The organism is Acinetobacter sp. Marseille-Q1623 (genome assembly GCF_902809895.1).
GTDB lineage: Bacteria > Pseudomonadota > Gammaproteobacteria > Pseudomonadales > Moraxellaceae > Acinetobacter > Acinetobacter piscicola_A.
In genome coordinates this window covers 399,794-419,301 of sequence record NZ_CADDWG010000001.1, presented here as the reverse complement: position 1 = coordinate 419,301, position 19,508 = coordinate 399,794, and the positions used below count along the sequence as shown (strand labels likewise).

Here is a 19,508-nt window from a genome sequence, read left to right as displayed (position 1 = left end):
TGGAAACCCGATGTTAATAAGCCATCTGTGTTGGATCCATCGTTTCATCAAAGCACTCATTTGCTTCAGTTTTTATGACTTTTTTTTGTTTCAAGCTAATACGTATAAACTTTCCATTTTGCTTTTTCAAATCAATTGATTTAGGCATTTCATAACCTTGTTTTGAAATACATAGATTCCAACTATAGACCTGAAAACCATGTATGAATAAAGTTTCCATTGCCCATTTTCTTTGTCTTTTGAACTCAACTTTACCTTGTGCATCTGTAAATAAACGATTAAAAACAGGCATAACATGTGCTGGACGCTGTGTGGTTTCCATCACAACTTTTGCATTTTTGATCGCTTTCCCCTGCTCATCAACGACTTCAACTTGAACAGGAGTCCGAATAGTTTTATAAACAGGATAACAAGCTTGTAATAGCCCACACATTAAAATAATAGAAAGCATGTGCTTTATTTTCATTATATTCATCCTTTTTATCTATGTATTATGCATAAAAAAGCCCCTTTCGGGGCTTTTCTATAGCAAATTGAATGGATCAATTAACCAATAAACTTACGGGCATTACGGAACATACGTAACCATGCACCATCCTCAGTCCATTCTTCAGGTTTCCAAGAATGCTGAATTGCACGGAAGTTACGCTCAGGGTGCGGCATCATAATCGTTGCACGACCATCTTTCGAAGTTACACCTGAAATTGCTTCAGGTGAACCATTCGGGTTCAATGGATAGTGTTGCGTTGCATTACCCAAGCTATCTACATAACGTAAGATCACTTGATTACCTGCATTCAACGATGCAAAGTTTTCAGCAGACGTTTCTGCACGACCTTCACCATGTGCCACAGCGATTGGAAGAATCGAACCTTCCATACCTTCTAAAAGAATCGATGGAGATTTTTCAACTTTTACATTCACCACACGTGCTTCAAACATTTCTGAAGTATTACGGCGGAAACGTGGCCAATTGTCTGCACCCGGAATTAATGGCGCAAGTTGTGCAAGCATTTGACAACCATTACAAATACCCACAGAGAAGGTATTGTCACGGTTAAAGAATTTCTCAAACTGATCACGTAGTTTTGGATTGAACAATACAGATTTCGCCCAACCGCCACCTGCGCCCAATACATCACCGTAAGAGAAACCACCACATGCCACTAGACCTTCAAAGTCATCTAAATCAATACGACCTGAAAGTAAATCACTCATGTGAACATCGACAGTGTTGAAGCCCACTTTGTCAAATGCAGCTGCCATTTCCACATGACCATTTACGCCTTGTTCACGTAAAATCATCATGTTTGGACGACGTTCATTAATGTACGGCGCTTCGATTGGCTCGTTCAAGTCAAATGTTGGTAATGCAATCAGACCTTTATGTTCTATATTAGCAATTAGGCTGTATTCTTGATCTGCCGTTTCTACGTTGTCACGTAAGCGTTGGATTTGATGAGAAACTTCAGTCCATGCTTGTTGTAACTCAGCACGGCTTAAACTTAAACCATTCACAGTTAAAGTGTCTGTATCATTAACCGTACCCACCACTGCTATTGCATCTTTTAATTTAGATGCTGCAACTTCGTCTGCCAATGCAGCCCAATCCGCTTTAGAAATTTGCAATACAGCCCCAATTTCTTCGGCAAATAGACTTTCAGTTGATTGATCTTCTAAAGCCACACCAAGACGTGCAGCAAACATCATTTCAGCAACTGTTGCGAGTAAACCACCATCACCGATGTCATGATACGCTTTGATCAAGCCACGATTGTTCCAGTCTTGTACCAATGCAAAGAAAGCTTTGAAGTCATCAAAACTATCTACATCAGGAGTCACAGAACCAATCGCTTTATACACTTGAGCCAAGATCGAACCGCCCAAACGGAATTGACCTTTAGACAAATCAATACGTACAAGCACTGAATCTTCATTTTTAAGTTCAGGTGTTAATGTCTTACGTACATCAGTCACAGGTGCAAATGCAGTGATGACACCTGACATTGGCGAAGTCACCGATTTATTTTCGCCCTCATCATTCCACGTAGTACGCATAGACAATGAGTCTTTACCGACAGGAATTGCAATACCCAGTGCAGGACACATTTCCATACCAATGGCTTTTACGCCTTCGAACAGTGCCTGATCTTCACCTTGCTGACCTGCAGCCGCCATCCAGTTTGCAGACAATTTAATGTCACTGATTTGGTCGATTTTTGCAGACATGATATTTGAAATCGATTCTGCAACCGATAACCGTGCAGAAGCAGCAGGATTTAACAATGCGACAGGTGGACGTTCACCCATTGCCATCGCTTCACCTGTGTAGCCTTGTAAGCTTGTGGTTGTCACTGCTGCATCGGCAACAGGAACTTGCCAACGACCCACCATTTGGTCACGTGCAACCATACCTGTGATTGAACGGTCACCGATGGTGATAAGAAATGATTTAGATGCAACTGTTGGATTTTTCAAAACACGGAAAATTGCGTCTTTTAAATCCACTACTTTCGCAGCAGTGAAGTCATCACCTTTACGCTCAATGGTTTCATATGAACGGCTCATGCGCGGTGTACCACCAAGCATCACTTGCATTGGCATATCCACAGCTTTGTTGTCAAACAATGGATCATTGACAGTCAACTGACGTGCTTCAGTTGCTTCACCTAATACAGCAAACGGACAACGTTCACGTGCACATAATGATTCAAACAATTCTAAAGAGCTTGGACGAATCGCCAATACATAACGCTCTTGTGCTTCGTTTGACCAGATTTCCATTGGCGACATACCCGGCTCTAAAGACGGAATCTTACGCAAGTCAAGGATTGCACCAAGTTCGTGATCATTTACGAGTTCAGGCATTGCATTGGAAATACCGCCCGCACCGACATCATGTACAGATACGATTGGGTTAAAGTCTTCCATTCTCCAACATGCATCGATCACTTCTTGGCAACGGCGTTCCATTTCAGGGTTTTCACGTTGTACAGATGCGAAATCAAGGTTTTCACCGAGTTTACCGCTGTCTACAGAAGACGCTGCACCACCGCCTAAACCGATGAGCATTGCAGGACCACCGAGTACAATCAGTAAATCACCCGGTTGAATGGCATCTTTTTCAACGTGATCAGGACGGATATTCCCGTAACCACCTGCGATCATGATTGGTTTATGGAAACCTTTTACATCGCCATTGACATTTTGTTCAAAAGTACGGAAGTAACCGTTGAGCGCAGGACGACCAAATTCGTTGTTAAATGCTGCACCACCTAAAGGACCATCAATCATGATCTGTAAAGGTGAAGCCATACGAGATGGTTTGCCGTAGTTTTCTTCCCAAGGCTGTTCAAAGCCCGGAATATTTAAGTTAGAAACCGTAAAGCCTGTTAAACCAGCTTTTGGTTTACCACCACGACCTGTTGCACCTTCATCACGAATTTCACCACCTGAACCTGTTGCTGCACCTGCAAATGGCGCAATCGCGGTCGGATGGTTATGTGTTTCCACTTTCATGAGAATGTGAGCCGCTTGGCTTTTATACTTATAAACGTGGTGACCTGTCGCTTCATCTTTTTTCGGATAGAAACGTTGTGTGTCAAAGCCTACGATCACAGAAGCATTATCTTTATACGCTGACAAGACATCTGTAGGTGATTCTTTATACGTGTTTTTAATCATTTGGAACAAGGACAATGGTTGAACTTCACCATCAATTGTCCATTCAGAACCAAAAATTTTATGACGGCAATGTTCAGAGTTCGCTTGAGCAAACATCATCAGTTCGATGTCGTGTGGGTTACGACCCAATTTATTAAATGCAGCAACTAAGTAGTCAATTTCTTCATCAGATAAAGCAAAACCAAACTCAGAATTGGCTTTTACTAATGCATCTTTACCTTGACCGAGAATATCAATGGCATTTAACGGTTTTGGTTCAGTTTCTGAGAATAATGCAGTTGCGTCATCAATTTGATTGAATACGCTTTCTGTCATACGGTCATGTAGAACTTGCTTAACTGCATCTGATACTTCAGAAATACCCTTTAAAGTAAACAAAACACCGCGTTCTAAGCGGTGTACAGGCGTATTACAGTTGGCAAAAATATCAGTTGCCTTTGATGACCACGGCGAAATCGTACCGACACGAGGTGTCACTAAAATTTGCACTTCATCACTTGCAGCTTGGCGAATGTCAAATGAAGCACCGTCATTTAAAAGCTGTAACGCAGATTGCTGTTGCTGCTCGCTGAGCGCTTGGTCAAACAGATAGACCCATTGGCTTTCTATTGATTGAACAGAACTGATAGACGATAAACGTGTTAATAGTTGTGTTTGCTTAAAAGAAGAATGTGCGGGTGCACCGGCAATGATAAACATGCTGTTTTTGGCTCCACGGGCAGGTTTAGACAACCCACCGCAATGTGACTTGAAGAGAGCGCATATTCTACTGTGAAAGCGTATTTTCAGCTAGTCATCTACAGCTTAAAAAATTAAGTTTTCTTTATTTAAAATGCGCTATTTACTTTGACTTTCAAGTTCAAACATGATTAGTAACAATTGATTTACCTGACTGAATACGTGTACTCACCTGTTTTCGGATCTTCTTTGGCAATGATGTCACTCTTTTTATATAACAACTCACCACAGGCAATTTCTGGGTCAATATTTGCATCAGGCTCATACCCAAATGAATATTGATATGTTCAAAACCATTTGATTTTGCATCTTCTTAAAAAAATACATTCAAACTTTCCATATTCGGATATGGTATAAATTTTCTCAACCCTAAAAGGTCCATAACCTTGACCCAAAATTCTTCAACTTATTAAATTTTAATTTCAAAAATAAAAAACTATAAATTACTGATTCTTATTTTCTAATATTTTAAGATTTTCTTGATCTTTAAGTAACAACTTTTTCAAAGTCGCTTGATCATAGACATAGACTTTATAATTGGGCTCATATTCAAATACGTACTGATCATTCATATCCATTAACTTTTCATAAGCCAAATCATAAACCTTTCCGGTATATTTGATTTTGACGGGGAAATAATCTTTATTTTGCTCGCGACTCAATGACAATTCTGAGGAAAATTTATATGCTCGATCAGCGTCGGACACAAATGAAACATTATCACGGCTAGCATCACCTACGTAATAAGCTCGAATCCACTCATTTTCCTTTAAAGAAATCATATTCCATTGCGAAAAGTTTTCCCCCATATATTTTGAACGATTTTCGATAAAACTGCCTAATCGCTGTTGTCCAATCAAACCCATATTATTTTTTAAGTCAACATAACTTTGATCAATGAGTTCAAACGCATGAAAATCACCTGTCAACTCGAGTGCTTGATAATGCTCAGGTGTGCGTGTAATGAGTTGATAAGTTCCTTGTGGCGTTTTTTGAAATAAAAACAATTCCAATGTAGGGCTATACAATGCGCCATCACTCATTTCATTTTCGACGTTCCAATGTTCAATAGGCACTAAATAACGTGCTTCATGCGTTATATTTTCAAACTCAATCACTTTTTGAGGAACAATGACAAATTTTTCGATTGAAGTCGTTTTCTGTGCAGTACAACCACACCATTGATGAATCTCTGCACTGATTGTAAAAAAAGGTCTATTTCTTAAAACTTCCTGGTTATTTATATTTTGATTTTTTATTATTTCATAAGGATATAAAGCCTTGATGAGTGTTTCTGGATTTAAATCTTTAACCTCAATGCTTTGAATTTTCTCAGCATTGAATTCTGAATGCTCTACATACTGTTTTTCAGGTGAAAATTTAAGCTCAATAATCGTCTTTAATTCTTCGGGTGAAAGCTGATCATTTGTAACATGTTCATTAGTTTGAAAGACTGTTGCTGTACTTGCTTGATCTGCCTCAGCTACTGCTTGAGCGACAATATCATCTACTGATTGTGCAACAGTTACAGATGTTATTGGAAAACAGAGTACAAAACTTAGCGCAAAATAGAATTTATTCATTTTAAAATTTGTAATTGTATTTAATAGGTCACAATCTAACATGATCTTTCTACATTTTAAATCAGCAAAATCAATACCCTTCCTCAAATCTAAAAAAATAAAATTCAAATTGAGTTTTTAATCTTATTCAAGTCAACTTATGTCGCTCTCCCCTAGAACATTCACCGTAAATTTGGCATGATGCAAACAAGTAATTAATGAATAATGATAAATGACTCAAATGCGTTGGTTAGAACTGCTTTCCACAGTTCGTTTAGGCAGCAAAAAGCAAAGTACAGAACAGGCACGTAGCCCATTTCATAAAGACTATGACCGCATTATATTTTCTCAAAGTTTTCGACAACTGAATCGTAAAACTCAGGTTCATCCACTCACGCAACACGATGGCATTCATACACGACTTACGCATTCCTTAGAAGTATCATGTATTGGTCGTTCACTCGGCATGCTTGCGGCAGAAAAAATTCAAGATGAACTCCCGATGTGGATCTCTCCTGCCGATGTGGGTGCAATTATTCAAGGCGCATGTTTGGCACATGATATTGGAAATCCACCGTTTGGACATGCAGGTGAATATGCCATTCGTGAATGGTTTGACGATGCTTCACATACCGACTTTCTAAAAGATTTAAGCCCTGAACAACAAGCCGATGTACGTCAGTTTGAAGGCAATGCGCAAGGTCTACGTTTACTCACTAAAATTGATTATCATCCCAACGATGGGGGTATGCGTTTGACTTACGCAACCTTAGGGGCTTACTTAAAATACCCTTGGCTATCTAAGACCATCGAGTCACAAGGCAATACACCTGCCAACAAACGAGCTAAATTTGGTTGCTACCAAGCAGAAAAAGAAATTTTAAAGCAGATTGCAGATCAACTCGGTTTGATTCAACTCGGTGAATATCAATGGTGTCGTCATCCGCTGACGTATTTGTTAGAAGCGGCTGATGATATTTGTTATGCACTAATTGATTTAGAAGATGGCATTATTTTAAATATGCTGTCTTATGAAGAAGTTGAACCAATTTTCCTCAATTTGTTGGGTGATTATGGTGTGCCTGCGGAGTTGAGTATGCCTTATACCACTTGGCAACAAAAAATCGCGGCTTTGCGTGGACGTGTCATGAAACGCTTAGTTGATGAAGTCACCACGGCTTTTGCTAAAAACCATTTCCAAATCCTCTCAGGGCAGCTCAAAGGTTCGTTATTGCAGTATTGTGCTGAAGATATTGAAATTGGGATTGAAAAAGCAAAGAATTTAGCACGTGAAAAAATCTTTGAACATCCGCAAAAGTCGGGTTTAGAAATCATTGCCCATCAAAGTTTGCAACATATTTTAGATGCCTTTATCCCACTCACTACACCAAATAAGACTTTGAGTTTTAAAGATGGACGTTTGATGTCTATTTTAGAACGTTTTGGCGCACGTTTTAGTGATGATCATTATGACAATATTATGCAAGTTTTGGATATTGTGAGTAAGTTTTCAGATCATCAAGCGTATAATTTGGCTCAAGAACTACAAGGCAATAAGGTTGGGTTCTTTTAATTCGATTGAAAACTCAATATCTCGGATATGATTAAATGAATGAACTAAAACTTCCGCCTTTTGTTTATTATCTTTTGCCATTTGCTTTAGTTTTTTCTATATGTTTTGGTACATTCTATTTATTAGTGCATATAAAATCTGAGAATAAACAACCTGTAGTAGATCAAACAATCGAACAAATTTTAAAGGGTAAGCCTGATATTTTTCTTACATTATATAACGAGGCACTAAGTATTTTTCCAAAGTTTATTCATACTCCTAATAACGTAAATTTCTCATTATCACTAGGAGGTCCACATGGTAAAAACCATACATTGAAAATTACTATTCCTCAAAATGAACTCAGCATCATAGAATTTGAACAAATTTATATTCCTAAATTCAAGAAAAATGGTTGGGTTGAAAAAAAGAATGTTGGAATCATGATTTTTATTCAAGAAAAAAACCATACCCTGAGCTGCATTTACCGACCCAACATCAAAACTGCAAATAGTTGGTATATAGAATTTAAATCTGAAAAAAGTGTTTGTCTGTAAATTAGCAATGATTTTTTTGCGTTTAGAGCAAATGGCATCTACTATTCAACCATGAACAAAATAAGTGAACAAACTCAATGATCGGATGTCTTATTGGTGAAGTTTTTGCATTAGAAGCACCCACCGTACTGTTAAATGTTAATGGTGTGGGCTATGAAATCGACACGCCACTTTCGACTTTTTGCCAACTGCAAAAAGGTCAAAAAGTCACATTATGGACACATTTAGCCGTCCGTGAAGATGCACAACTCCTCTACGGCTTTTTAAACCAACAAGAAAAAATCATTTTCCGTACTTTGTTAAAAGTAAATGGCGTTGGTCCTAAAATGGCTTTAGGTATTCTTTCAACTTTAAGTGTGGAAATGCTCGTTCATACCGTTGAAAATGGCGATGTTAAAACCTTGGTTAAAGTTCCGGGTGTTGGTGCAAAAACTGCTGAACGCTTAATGATCGAGCTACGTGATCGTTTTAAAGCATTTTCTACAGGTGCTGTGGCAAGCGGTACAAGTACCACACAAATTCAATTTACAGGCAACTCTGCTGTTGCAGAAGCCGAAGCCGCTTTACAATCTTTGGGTTATAAACCTGCGGAAGCACAAAAGCTGGTTAATGCTGCCAAAGGTGATTTTACTGAAGCAAGCGATATCATCCGTGCCGCTTTGAAGTCAATGAATAAATAAGTCAATCCTGATACATTAAAGATAAAGAGTTAGATTAATCATCCAATGCAAGACCGTTTAATCAGTGGTTCTGAAAAACCCGAAGATCATTTTGATCGCGCCATTCGTCCAACTTCACTCGATGACTATATTGGTCAGCCTGTGGTGCGTGAGCAAATGGAAATTTTTATTGGTGCAGCGCGCGGACGAGGCGAAGCCCTTGATCACACCTTAATTTTTGGACCACCGGGTTTAGGTAAAACCACACTCGCCAATATTATTGCCCGTGAAATGGGAGGAAATCTCAAATCCACTTCGGGTCCTGTATTGGAGCGTGCGGGTGATTTGGCAGCCATGCTGACCAATCTCGAAGAAGGTGATGTACTCTTTATTGACGAAATTCACCGCCTATCCCCTGTCATTGAGGAAATTCTCTATCCTGCGATGGAAGACTACCAACTCGATATCATGATTGGTGAAGGACCTGCGGCACGCTCCATCAAACTGGATTTACCACCATTTACCCTCGTTGCTGCAACAACACGCGCAGGTTTACTGACTTCGCCTTTACGTGATCGTTTCGGTATTGTGCAACGACTTGAGTTTTATTCGGTTGAAGATTTGACCCATATTGTTTCACGTTCTGCCTCTCTTATGGATGTACCTACAACTTCCGATGGTGCAAAAGAAATTGCTCGTCGTGCACGGGGTACACCTCGTATTGCAAATCGCTTATTACGTCGTGTCCGTGACTACGCACAAGTCAAAGGTACAGGCGAAGTCACACAGGAAATGGCGCAACGCGCTTTAGATATGCTCAATGTCGATAAAGATGGTTTAGACACATTGGATCGTCGTTATTTAAGTATGTTATTGGAACGTTTTGATGGCGGTCCTGCGGGTGTAGAAGCTTTAGCTGCCGCTATGGCGGAAGACTCTGGAACCTTGGAAGATGTGATTGAACCTTATTTGATTCAACAAGGTTATGTCATGCGTACTGCACGTGGACGGATTGCCACCAATCAAGCCTATTTGCAGTTTGGTCTGACACCACCCGAACCCAAGAACTGATTATATCAAATCTTTCATCGGAAGCCTGTATACAGGCTTCTTCAGTTTTTAAGACTATAAAACCTATGTAACATTAGCATTTGAATTTATTAATGCTTTTTTATTAAAAAATAAAGTGTAGTTCATTCAGCTAGTCGTCGTTTTCTTACAAAAAAATAACACTCCACCCATTTATTAAATTATAATTAACAATCTTTTAAATCAAATTTTCAAATAGTCTTGCACAAATATAAAAAAGGAGCATACACATGCTAAACTTTCCAATAATCATGATTATTTCTATTAGTTTTTTTATTTTTGTTTTTTTATTTTACCGTTATCATCGTTCAAATCAAATTCATCTAGAAGCAACGCCTATTCCTCCTCAACAATCAATTGCAGATGATTTGCTTGAGTTTGATATTGAAATCAATAAAATTTTAAATAATCCACATTTATCGGAATCTGAAAAAGAACGCTTAACCAATGAGTATGCAGAAAAATATTTATCTTCGAAATCATTAGGTTAATTTATATTTAACACCATTTACTCACCTAAAAAGAATATACGAAGCAGACCATATACATCGTATATTCTTTTTTTAACTGCTTATTTTCATGACTTAACAATGATGCATTTTTAGGTATAGGTTGATTCTTCTATACTGATTTATATACATAAAACAAAATATAATTGTTGCATAGAAATACGTCAGAATCTGCTATGGTACATCGGCAATACATTGCATCTATTAACATCCACCCCCCTAAATAAAAATAATCCTCCAAATTTTATATTTGGCTGAACATCGTACAAATGAGAATTTTTTTAAGCATTGAAATCTTGTGCCATTGGACAATAAAATCAGAATGCTAAACTGCAAACCATTGTAGCACTTCGTTTTGTATAGTTTTCAATCAATTAAACTACATCAAAATGCAAATGCTTATTTCATTGTAAATGTATAAATTGGAAATGGTCATGGCAAACAAATTTGAGTTTCAAATCCGTGTATATATTGAAGACACTGATGCAGGTGGGATCGTATACCATGCCAATCATATCCGCTTTATGGAACGTACCCGTACTGAATGGCTACGGGCATCAGGCATTGATCATTATTGGCATCAAAAAGACTATCACTTTGTGGTGCATAAAATAAATGTGAAATATATGCGCCCGATCCTCATGGATGATTTAATTACTGTTACAGCTCGTGTAGTTTCGTGTAAAGCAACGTCTTTTGTATTGCAACAAAATATTTATCGTGGTGAAATCATGCTTGCTTCTGGTGAGGTAGAATTAGCATGTCTAAGTACAGCAATGAAACCTCGTCGTATTCCTGATGAAATCCGCGAGTTGATTCAAAAAGAATTGGCTCACGAATAAAAAAAATTTACTTGGCACATGTAACTATGGCAACTCAACTCGAATCTTCTCTTCACGTTTCTGATTTAATTTTACAAGCAAGTCCTGTGGTACAACTGGTCATGCTGGTTTTGGTACTCGCGTCTTTATTTAGTTGGTATCTCATTGCCAAGTTACATATGGGCTATAAAAAAGCCCGCCAAGGCGATGATCATTTTCAAAAAATCTTCTGGTCTGGTGCAGAACTAAACACCTTATATAACAATGCTCAACTTAACTCTAAGCGTGATGGTTTAGAAGATATTTTCTATCAAGGTCTCAGTGAATTTTTAAAATTAAAAAAACGCCATGCAGACACAGCTCCAATGATTGAAGGAACTGAACGAATTTTACGTGTCGGTTTAAGCCGTGATCAAGGTCGCTTAGAACAAGGCTTAAGTGCTTTAGCCAGTATTGGTTCTGTTGCACCTTATGTTGGCTTATTTGGTACCGTTTGGGGAATTATGAATGCCTTTATTGGTCTTGCACAAGTCGACCAAGTGACTTTAGCAACCGTTGCACCAGGCATCGCTGAAGCTTTAATTGCAACTGCAATTGGTCTTTTTGCTGCGATTCCTGCGGTTTTGGCATTTAACCATTACACAGCCAAAGGTGAGGAAATCTATTCTGATCGTGCATTATTTGCTGAAGAAATGGTGGCGCTATTACAACGTCAGTCTGTGGGTTCAACACAGGAAAATGACTAATGGCAATTCAACGTTCGGGACGCTTTGAGCGCGTCAAAAAACCGTTAAAGAGCGATATGAATGTCGTTCCTTATATTGATGTCATGTTAGTTCTTTTGGTGATCTTTATGGTCACAGCACCCATGATCACCACAGGAATTGATGTTGATTTACCTCAAGCGAACAGTACACCTATTGAGTCCAAAGAAACGCTAGCCATTGTTACTTTAGATAAAGACGGGCAATACTTACTCAAAGATGATACACATAAAAATGAGTCATTGTCTTTGGAGCAATTAAAAGAAATTTTAACCCAAGCACAAACTGACTCAGAAACGAAACAACAAAAATTTAGTGTTTTAGTCAATGGTGATAAATCTCGCCCTTATGGCGATGTTATGAGCCTGATGTCTGCATTACAAGAAGCTGGACTCAATCAAGTTGGATTACTCACAGAGCCATTAAAGTAAGCTATGAAAGATTTTAATCAGCCACAATCGAAAGAAACTGCGATTGCACTTGGATTCACCATTGGTGTCCATGTGGTGGCAATTGTTGGCTTACTTTTTCTTGGCATGAGTAAACCACTTGAACCACCGAAGCAGATCAAAACTGTATTGGTCAAGCCTGAGGACATCCCACCGCTAGAAGCTGAACCTTTAGAAATCTCAGATTCAGTTGAAACAGCAGACACGCATATTGCTGAAAATATACAGCAAACTGCGGAACCTGTCGTGGATGCACCCAATATTCCAATTACACCTCCACCTCTTCCCACACCAACGCCTAAAGTTGACATGCAAAAAGCAGCAGCGGAGGCAAAAGCCGCTGAAGCTGAACAAAAAGCGGCAGCAGATGCAGCAAAAGCACAAGCCAAAGCCGTTGAAACCGCACGCTTAAAGGCTGCTGAAGCTGAAAAAGCACGGCAAGAGGCGAATGAAAAAATTCGCCAAGCAAAAAATGAAGCTGAACGTGCGAAGGCTGAAGCAAATGCCAAAGCTAAAGCAGAAGCTGCCGCCGCTGCCAAACGTGAAGCTGCGGAAAAAGCCAAAGCAGAAGCCAATGAGAAAGCACGTCAGGCTAAAGCTGATGCTGCTGCAAAGGCTAAACAAGCGGCAAATGAAAAAGCCAAAGCCGATGCTGCTGAAAAAGCACGTCAAGATCGTGCAGCAAAATTAGCACAAGAAAAGGCTGCGCAAGCTGCAAAAGCCAAGCAAGAGGCTGCCGAAAAAGCACGTCAAGCCAAAGCCGATGCTGCTGCAAAAGCCAAACAAGAGGCTGCCGAAAAAGCGCGTCAAGCCAAAGCCGATGCTGCTGCAAAAGCCAAACAAGAGGCTGCCGAAAAAGCACGTCAAGCCAAAGCCGATGCTGCTGCAAAAGCCAAACAAGACGCTGCCGAAAAAGCGCGTCAAGCCAAAGCCGATGCTGCTGCAAAAGCCAAACAAGAGGCTGCCGAAAAAGCACGCCAAGCCAAAGCTGACGCTGCTGCAAAAGCTAAACAAGAGGCAAATGAAAAAGCCAAAGCTGACGCAGAGGCAAAACGTAAAGCAGATGCAGACGCCAAAGAAAAAGCTGCTGCTGAAGCAAAAGCATCTTCTGCCCAAAAAGCCAAAGAAGAAGCTGCAGCTAAACGTGCTGAAGCGAAAAAAATTGCTTCTTCTGCAAAACGTGATTTTACAAATAGAGTTCAGTCAGCATGGAGAGTTCCAAATAATACTACTGGTAAAAGGGTTTCAGTCCGTTTTACCTTGTCTGAATCAGGTTCTGTTAAATCCATAGTCATCACTTCATCTAGTGGTGATGAAGTATTAGACGCTAGTATTAAATCAGCTATCAATAATGCTGCACCATTCCCTATGCCTTCAGACCCTGATGCAAGAAGAGAAGCTTTAGTTATTACATCAACATTTACATCAACAAAATGATTTAGAAATTAAACCCTGTTTCGGCAGGGTTTCTTTTTAGTATCTCAGGACAAATATATTGAATATTCAAAAATATGTATTGTTTATTTTATCTTTAGCATTTTTAATCCAGAGTTGTAGCACTGATCACTTCACTCAAATGAATTACTCTAAGCTATTGGATACATCTAATCTAATTGAGTCCGATATTACAACCCAAACTAAAAATCAAACTACAGAAAATGTAGCTATGGAAGTAAATAAAAAAGCTGAAACTCAAATAATCGTACCTTCTACCAAACGTGATTTTGTAAATAAAATTCATAATGCTTGGAGCATACCAGTAGGTCTTTCGGCGCAAAAAGCAACTGCTCGTATTATTTTAACCGAAAGTGGTGCTGTATCTTCTATTATTCTTGTAAATGCCTCTGATCCAATGCTAAAAGAAAGCATAGTACAAGCCGTTTACTCAGCTGCACCCTTCCCAATGCCGTCAGACCCTGATGCACGGCGTGAAGCACGCAGTTTTACAGCAAGCTTTACTGTAAAATAATCAGGTAAAAATCAACCTGACTTCGATCGGGTTGATTATTTTTTGCAAAAAATCACATTATTCTGCAAATCAATATCCTGTTATAAGAAAATAAACGAATATGCGTGTTTAAATCATTAAATATCAGATATCAGTTGATGATATAACCCTGATTTAATTCCCATTTTAATTCTTTTATTTTAAAATAAAACTATAGGTAGATTCACCTTTCGTTGATCTGCAGGTTGAACTGATCAATTTCATTTAACGCGCTCTAAAATTTACATAAATTCTAATATTCATACCCTCACAAATCAGTTAACATGTTAATTTAATTTCAAGTCCCCAAATAATATGTCATCCATATTTTCTAGTTTAAGTTATCCTAATTTCAGAAATTATTTTATTGGACATACGTTTTCTACACTTGGGACATGGATACAACAAGTTGCTCTTGCTTGGCTTGCGTATGAATTAACCCACTCAGCCTCTATATTGGGTTTAATTGCTTTTTTTGCTTTAGCACCACAACTAGTAGTGAGTCCATTTGTGGGTGCAGTCATAGATAAACTCAATAAAAGAAAGGCATTGATTTTTGTTCAATTTCTTTTTCTGATCCAAGCACTGCTGTTAGCAGTTTTGACCTATTTGGGTCTATTAAATCAGCTTGGCATTTTGGCATTATCGATTTTATTGGGTGTTTTAACTGCAATTGATACTCCTTTACGGCAGTCATTTATCAGTGATTTGGTTGATGATAGAAGTAATATTGCCAATGCATTGGCGTTAAATGCCATGATTTTTAATGCATGCCGTTTCATTGGTCCACCTATTGCAGGTTTGATTTTAGCTGTCAGCAATGCCTTGACCTGTTTTATTTTTAATGCTGTTTCCTATTTATTTTTAATCATTGCATTGCTCTTAATGAAAAATGTAGCGGTTCACCGTGTAACGGAGAATATACAAAAAGTATTTCTACAAGGTTATAGCTTTGTTTTTAAAAATAAAGAATATAGAAAAATGATGCTAAATATTGCTGTATTAAATCTCACAGCATCTAGCTATGTGGCACTCATTCCTGTATTTGCAAAGGACTATTTAAAAGGCAATGAGACCACTTTGGGCTATTTATGGGGAATGGCAGGTATTGGCTCTTTGATTTCTTCCTTAATTTTAGCCAAAACACAAAACTTTGAAAAAACTCGAACTCGCATTCAATACAACATGGGGTTTTGTGCGATTGGGCTGCTCTTACTTGGCACGCTCAATCTACAATTTTCGTATTATATTGCATTATTTTTATTAGGTTTTGGCATTTCCACAGCCAATGTTTCCACTAACATTCTCATTCAAAAAAATACACCCGCAGAGTTTCGAGGGCGCGTAGTCTCAATTTATACATCTACCCGCTTTGGCTTTGATGCTTTAGGTGGATTGGCAGCGGGTTTCATTGCCTCTTTCTTCGGTGCAAAATACACTATGCTTGGCTTTTGTGCGATTTTAACGATCTATTTATGCGTGTGTTTCTTTCAAAACAAAGCTCTTAAGAATTCATTTTGATCTTAGATAAATCATTTAACAATTCCATCAATTGTTGCATTTTTTCAGGTCCAAATTGTTCCTGAATATTTTTATATGATGCTTCCATTTTGGTTGCCTGTAGTTCAAAGCATTCCTTTCCAGCATCAGTTAAACTAATCAAATTGATTCGTTGATCATGAATATCTTTGTCTTTTTGGATATTCCCTTGTTCGATCATCCGGTTTAAAATTCCTGTTAGGCTAGGTTTTAAAATACAAGCCAATTCAGCAAGTTGATTGCTTTCTAAAGTTCCATATTGGTACAAAATACGAATAATTCGCCACTGTTGTTCCGTTAAACCCCTTTCATTTAAAGCAGGTCTAAAATGAGACATTGCCGCTTCTCTTGCCTGTAAAAGCGCTAAGGTTAATGAAGGACGAATTTTTTTCATGAAGTCATTTTCTCAATAAACACAATTAATTTTAACATTTTCAGATCTGAAATATATCTTGGATTTACTCTAAATAATCATATAGATCAATTTATAAAAATTAAATAAAGCAATTTCATTCAAAAATAAGGGAAATAGTGGCTATTTCCCTAATGATGTTTTAGGATATCTTAAAACTTATAATTATAAGTCAATGCAACACGATTTTCTGTAAAATCAGGGCCAAAATCAGTTGTTGCTTTCGCATATAACCATTGGAAATTTAGCCCTTTAATATAAGTTTCAGGGATTTTATAAGACAATAACACATCCAATTCATCTTCCTTACCATCACGAATTTCACCTACATGTGCATTATCTGCTGTGTAATAACGTAATAATAAGTTTAATCCATCCAAGCCAATACCTTTCATATCATAATCATAACGGAACTGAAATGAACGCTCTTTCGGCTTAGAAAATACTGAAACCGTCCAATTGGCAAGGTAAAGTTGAGGTACCCAACCATTTAATGCAGGATATCCTGTTTCGCCAAATTGTTGACGATAACCCAAACCAAATTTATGGTTACCATACGTCAGTACATTCAGCGTTGAAATCACATCATTATCAATTTTTCCTGCTGCACTGTCCCCTGTGTCTCTTGTATTAAAATAATACAAATCTGAACGCAATGATAAATTATCTGAAAACTTTGGTTGATATGTAACACCAGCAAAGTGCTGATTATAAATATCTTCTAAACCACCATAAAAATAAGTACCAGTAATTTGCGGGGTAAATTTATGTTCGACACCAAACATATTAAAGCCATCACTATGAGCCACGATTTTACCATTGGTTAAGCTGAGGTCTTTATAATGATCATCATCACGTGCATTTACTTTGGTAATATGCCCAAGTGTAAGTTTCGTATCTTGAATATCACTACTTTCAAATACCGCACCTAAAAATGTGGTCGGTAATTGACGAGATTCATCTGTGTGTAGTACTGGGTTTTTAGGAATAATTTCACCTATTTTTAACTCAGACTTGCTCTTTTTCAGTTTCAGCGTTCCCCCCAATTTTAGTTGGTCTGGGTCTTGCGTTTGAGTGACAGGGTCATACGGCATAATGTAATTTGGTGCATGTTTATCTTCATTTAAACGTACCGCATAGCGTATAGATGCATCTAAGCCGACTTGCACAAGCTCATCATCGGTATAGCCTGATTTCGCAATCAGGCTTGCACTTTGTGACCAGTTTTCATGGTCTTTTACCACATTACCATCGTAATCTCGATCAACATAAAAGTTACGTAATTGTAATGTCGTTTCTGAATCTTTGATAAAGTCAGCATGAGCATTTGTTAGCACTAATCCTTGCGCAACACAAATGCATGAAACGATGATTTTCTTATTCATAATCTATCCTTATTACTATGTTTTTAAGTGAAACTTAAACTTTCACTTATGCACAAACACAATAGATTTCCTTTTCTAAAATTATTATGCCAATAAAATATAATTAACATATTAAGTTTATTAGCATAATCACCCCTGAATTGATTAAAAATTATTTTTTATGCCAGACTACTGGAGAAACAGCTTGTTCCGCTTCATGATCAGGGCCTAATGGAATACCTGTACGGTCTCGTAAAGATAATGTTGCAACTAAACCGATCAAGGTCATCACAGAAAGATAAATCGCAACAGAAGCAGTACTCCCTGTCAAATCAATCAACCATGTTGCAATTAAAGGAGAGAATGCACCACCTAAGATTGCACCAATAGCATAGGCAATAGATACTCCCGAGAAACGAATCGATGCAGGAAATAATTCAGAAAAATATGCAGACATTACGCCATACGTTAAACCAATTCCCATGGATAAAATACTCAATGCCACAGCAACGGAAGCCACTGTCCCCATGTTCACTAATGGGAATAATGCCAATACACCTGCCAATTGCATGATCCAACCAATGATGTAAGTTTTTTTACGCCCAATTTTGTCTGATAATCCACCTGAGACCCAAGTAAATAACAACCAAACTGCTGCTGATAATGCCACACACATCAAAATTGGCGTACGTGCCATATGCAAAGCACCATCAGGATTGGTTGTATAGTTTTGAATAAAACCACCTGTCGTCATATACCCTACAGCACTATTACCTGCAAACAATAAAGCCGTTAGAAATAATAGTGTTGAGTGTTTTTTAAATAAGTCAAGGATTGGTGTTTCAGATGCAGATTTACGCTCTTTAATTTCTTCAAAGACTGGGCTTTCTTCTACTGTACGGCGAATCCAATGTCCAACAAACAATAAGACAATACTGAATAAAAATGGAATTCTCCATCCCCATTCCATGAATGCATCACCTGGTGCAATCACGCCACTCATCAATGCAAACATACCAGATGCAAGTAATAAACCTAATGGCACGCCAATTTGTGGAAATGAACCAAAACGTCCACGACGATGGGTAGGTGCATGTTCTACAGCCATCAATACTGCACCGCCCCATTCACCACCTGCCGACAAACCTTGTAAAATACGTAATATCAATAACAAGATTGGTGCCATTACACCAATGGTTTCATAAGTCGGCAATAAACCAATCAATGCTGTAGATAACCCCATGCAAACAAGAGTCAAGACCAAAATCACACGACGACCATATTTGTCACCGTAATGGCCTGCTAAAAATGCGCCTAATGGACGAAATAGAAAACTTAAGCCAACAGTTGCAAAAGCCAATAAAGTACCTAGTGCATTACCTGCTGGTGCAAAAAATGCAGTTTTAAATACTAAACCTGCGGCAGCTGCGTAAATAAAAAAATCATACCACTCGACAGTTGTCCCAATAATCGTTGCAAATGCAACTTTCTTTTCATCTGTGGTCATTTTATCTGTAGGAGCAACATATACTGATGATGTTGTCATTTCCTTCTCCCATATCCTTTTCAGATATTCCATTTCATTAATAGGTCGTCTTGTTTAATAAGCCGTACGAACCTAAAAATCTAAGAATTTAATATTAATTAATATATTAACTATATAATTAAATAAAAATTCTGCCCTTTTCTAAAACTCAACATATACACTTAAAATCCGTTCAAGGTATATGGTTGCGAATAATATATTTAACATATTAACTAAATATACGCAATATTTAATAATTTTATTTTTAATAATTAATCACGATTAAAACACAAAAAT

17 protein-coding genes are annotated in these 19,508 nt (G+C 38.0%); 11 read left to right on the top strand and 6 right to left on the bottom strand.

The annotated features are described in order from the left end of the window. Window positions 1–13: 13 nt before the first annotated feature. The 3 genes from HUV91_RS01945 to HUV91_RS01935 all read right to left on the bottom strand — a co-directional run bounded on the left by HUV91_RS01945 (window position 14) and on the right by HUV91_RS01935 (window position 6,005). On the bottom strand, window positions 14–466 hold the full coding sequence (locus HUV91_RS01945; protein ID WP_174492354.1) for a hypothetical protein: 453 nt from the start codon (window positions 464–466) through the stop codon (window positions 14–16). A gap of 80 nt (window positions 467–546) precedes the next feature. Next, window positions 547–4,383, bottom strand: a complete 3,837-nt coding sequence (gene purL / locus HUV91_RS01940; protein ID WP_174492353.1) for a phosphoribosylformylglycinamidine synthase — start codon at window positions 4,381–4,383, stop codon at window positions 547–549. Window positions 4,384–4,865: 482 nt separating this feature from the next. Then, window positions 4,866–6,005: a hypothetical protein gene (locus HUV91_RS01935; protein ID WP_174492352.1), complete on the bottom strand. Its 1,140-nt coding sequence runs from the start codon at window positions 6,003–6,005 to the stop codon at window positions 4,866–4,868. A gap of 211 nt (window positions 6,006–6,216) precedes the next feature. Between HUV91_RS01935 and HUV91_RS01930 the strand changes: the two genes are divergently transcribed. From HUV91_RS01930 to HUV91_RS01880, 11 genes are all read left to right on the top strand, one after another. Then, window positions 6,217–7,557: a deoxyguanosinetriphosphate triphosphohydrolase gene (locus HUV91_RS01930; RefSeq protein ID WP_174492351.1), complete on the top strand. Its 1,341-nt coding sequence runs from the start codon at window positions 6,217–6,219 to the stop codon at window positions 7,555–7,557. Between the two features lie 35 nt (window positions 7,558–7,592). After that, window positions 7,593–8,093 (top strand): hypothetical protein, encoded by a 501-nt coding sequence (locus tag HUV91_RS01925; RefSeq protein ID WP_174492350.1) that lies wholly within the window; start codon window positions 7,593–7,595, stop codon window positions 8,091–8,093. Window positions 8,094–8,170: 77 nt separating this feature from the next. Beyond that, the gene (gene ruvA, locus HUV91_RS01920) at window positions 8,171–8,773 is read left to right on the top strand and encodes a Holliday junction branch migration protein RuvA (protein WP_174492349.1); all 603 of its coding nucleotides are present in this window, start codon (window positions 8,171–8,173) and stop codon (window positions 8,771–8,773) included. Window positions 8,774–8,818: 45 nt separating this feature from the next. Beyond that, on the top strand, window positions 8,819–9,823 hold the full coding sequence (gene ruvB, locus HUV91_RS01915; RefSeq protein ID WP_130073102.1) for a Holliday junction branch migration DNA helicase RuvB: 1,005 nt from the start codon (window positions 8,819–8,821) through the stop codon (window positions 9,821–9,823). Window positions 9,824–10,071: 248 nt separating this feature from the next. Further along, window positions 10,072–10,332 (top strand): hypothetical protein, encoded by a 261-nt coding sequence (locus tag HUV91_RS01910; protein WP_174492348.1) that lies wholly within the window; start codon window positions 10,072–10,074, stop codon window positions 10,330–10,332. Window positions 10,333–10,784: 452 nt separating this feature from the next. After that, window positions 10,785–11,192: a tol-pal system-associated acyl-CoA thioesterase gene (gene ybgC, locus HUV91_RS01905; protein ID WP_130073100.1), complete on the top strand. Its 408-nt coding sequence runs from the start codon at window positions 10,785–10,787 to the stop codon at window positions 11,190–11,192. Between the two features lie 26 nt (window positions 11,193–11,218). Next, the gene (tolQ, locus tag HUV91_RS01900) at window positions 11,219–11,917 is read left to right on the top strand and encodes a protein TolQ (RefSeq protein ID WP_130073099.1); all 699 of its coding nucleotides are present in this window, start codon (window positions 11,219–11,221) and stop codon (window positions 11,915–11,917) included. Beyond that, window positions 11,917–12,366 (top strand): protein TolR, encoded by a 450-nt coding sequence (tolR, locus tag HUV91_RS01895; RefSeq protein WP_107007768.1) that lies wholly within the window; start codon window positions 11,917–11,919, stop codon window positions 12,364–12,366. Before tolQ ends, tolR begins: the two co-directional genes overlap by 1 nt. 3 nt (window positions 12,367–12,369) lie before the next feature. After that, window positions 12,370–13,821, top strand: a complete 1,452-nt coding sequence (tolA, locus tag HUV91_RS01890) for a cell envelope integrity protein TolA (RefSeq protein WP_174492347.1) — start codon at window positions 12,370–12,372, stop codon at window positions 13,819–13,821. 58 nt (window positions 13,822–13,879) lie between these two features. Beyond that, entirely contained in the window at window positions 13,880–14,353 is a 474-nt protein-coding gene (locus HUV91_RS16715) for a cell envelope integrity protein TolA (RefSeq protein ID WP_372403277.1), read from the top strand. 333 nt (window positions 14,354–14,686) lie between these two features. Beyond that, a complete protein-coding gene (locus HUV91_RS01880) occupies window positions 14,687–15,892 on the top strand; it encodes an MFS transporter (protein ID WP_174492346.1) in 1,206 nt (401 codons plus the stop codon). Here the strand turns inward: HUV91_RS01880 and hpaR are convergent. From hpaR to HUV91_RS01865, 3 genes are all read right to left on the bottom strand, one after another. After that, window positions 15,876–16,304 carry a homoprotocatechuate degradation operon regulator HpaR gene (gene hpaR / locus HUV91_RS01875; protein WP_130073095.1) on the bottom strand — a complete coding sequence of 143 codons (429 nt, stop codon included), beginning with the start codon at window positions 16,302–16,304 and terminating at the stop codon, window positions 15,876–15,878. The two genes, HUV91_RS01880 and hpaR, sit on opposite strands and share 17 nt — an antisense overlap. Window positions 16,305–16,474: 170 nt before the next feature. After that, window positions 16,475–17,707 (bottom strand): OprD family outer membrane porin, encoded by a 1,233-nt coding sequence (locus tag HUV91_RS01870; protein WP_174492345.1) that lies wholly within the window; start codon window positions 17,705–17,707, stop codon window positions 16,475–16,477. 151 nt (window positions 17,708–17,858) lie between these two features. Beyond that, window positions 17,859–19,232, bottom strand: a complete 1,374-nt coding sequence (locus tag HUV91_RS01865) for an MFS transporter (RefSeq protein WP_174492344.1) — start codon at window positions 19,230–19,232, stop codon at window positions 17,859–17,861. Between the last annotated feature and the right edge of the window lie 276 nt (window positions 19,233–19,508).

Coding starts and splice junctions, on each gene's coding strand:
- purL (WP_174492353.1), bottom strand. CDS start 4,383: ATGTTTATCATTGCCGGTGCACCCGCACATTCTTCTTTTAAGCAAACA.
- HUV91_RS01935 (WP_174492352.1), bottom strand. CDS start 6,005: ATGAATAAATTCTATTTTGCGCTAAGTTTTGTACTCTGTTTTCCAATA.
- HUV91_RS01870 (WP_174492345.1), bottom strand. CDS start 17,707: ATGAATAAGAAAATCATCGTTTCATGCATTTGTGTTGCGCAAGGATTA.
- tolR (WP_107007768.1), top strand. CDS start 11,917: ATGGCAATTCAACGTTCGGGACGCTTTGAGCGCGTCAAAAAACCGTTA.
- HUV91_RS01880 (WP_174492346.1), top strand. CDS start 14,687: ATGTCATCCATATTTTCTAGTTTAAGTTATCCTAATTTCAGAAATTAT.
- tolA (WP_174492347.1), top strand. CDS start 12,370: ATGAAAGATTTTAATCAGCCACAATCGAAAGAAACTGCGATTGCACTT.
- HUV91_RS01925 (WP_174492350.1), top strand. CDS start 7,593: ATGAATGAACTAAAACTTCCGCCTTTTGTTTATTATCTTTTGCCATTT.
- tolQ (WP_130073099.1), top strand. CDS start 11,219: ATGGCAACTCAACTCGAATCTTCTCTTCACGTTTCTGATTTAATTTTA.
- ybgC (WP_130073100.1), top strand. CDS start 10,785: ATGGCAAACAAATTTGAGTTTCAAATCCGTGTATATATTGAAGACACT.
- HUV91_RS01910 (WP_174492348.1), top strand. CDS start 10,072: ATGCTAAACTTTCCAATAATCATGATTATTTCTATTAGTTTTTTTATT.
- ruvA (WP_174492349.1), top strand. CDS start 8,171: ATGATCGGATGTCTTATTGGTGAAGTTTTTGCATTAGAAGCACCCACC.
- HUV91_RS01865 (WP_174492344.1), bottom strand. CDS start 19,232: ATGACAACATCATCAGTATATGTTGCTCCTACAGATAAAATGACCACA.
- ruvB (WP_130073102.1), top strand. CDS start 8,819: ATGCAAGACCGTTTAATCAGTGGTTCTGAAAAACCCGAAGATCATTTT.
- HUV91_RS01930 (WP_174492351.1), top strand. CDS start 6,217: ATGACTCAAATGCGTTGGTTAGAACTGCTTTCCACAGTTCGTTTAGGC.
- HUV91_RS01945 (WP_174492354.1), bottom strand. CDS start 466: ATGAAAATAAAGCACATGCTTTCTATTATTTTAATGTGTGGGCTATTA.
- hpaR (WP_130073095.1), bottom strand. CDS start 16,304: ATGAAAAAAATTCGTCCTTCATTAACCTTAGCGCTTTTACAGGCAAGA.